1 protein-coding gene is annotated in these 702 nt (G+C 43.2%); it reads left to right on the top strand.

The genetic code is table 11. The annotated features are described in order from the left end of the window. Positions 1-206 precede the first annotated feature (206 nt). A partial coding sequence (locus R7E78_RS26720) for a porin family protein (protein ID WP_318058684.1) occupies positions 207-702 on the top strand: 496 nt, incomplete at its 3' end.

Below are 702 nucleotides of genomic sequence, written 5' to 3'. Positions count from 1 at the left end.
CCCCTCTTCTGACAAAACCATACATTTCGATACTTAACCTTTATTTTTTGACTCGTTATGCTGCACGCATGAGAGGTGCGACTTATTTGCTTAACTAACGCTTCGGTGACTTGTGTTTTTTCAAGTAGCCGATGAAAAATCCCAAAAGCAGATAAAGCCTCTTATATTTCACTTCGTTTTAATCAAAATAATAAAGTTAATTACACATGAAAAAAGCTGTCCTTTTGTTAGCTGCTGTTTCAGCATTCGCGCAAGCAAATCAAACTGATGTCGAGAAAAAAGACGTATCAGGCTTTTACCTTGGTGGTGGTATCGGAGTTACAACTGTCTATGACGACAGTGTTTGGCCGTATGCGGTTAATCTGGATTCTAACGACTCCACATACAAACTGTTTGGCGGTTACCAGTTCAACCGTATCGTCGCAATCGAAGCGCAATACACACGCTACGGTGATATTTTTGACAAGTTTGAAGATGCACCACGCACAATGGTAAAACCTGAAAACATCGCTCTAATGGCGAACCTAGGTTACACGTTTGACAGTGGCTGGCGTCCGTTTGCGACGGTCGGCCTTGGTCGTACCGAACTTGATTTTGGCTCTTCGTCAAAAGCAGAAACGTCATTCCGTGCAGGTGTTGGTGGCGAATACTCACCTAAAGCGATCGAGAATCTGAATTTCCGCATCGCGTATGAAGTAGACA

The sequence above is a fragment of the Vibrio sp. YT-19(2023) genome, from assembly GCF_033337395.1.
The sequence above is the reverse complement of the archived record's forward strand: the minus strand, read 5'-3'. Positions and strand labels throughout refer to the sequence as shown.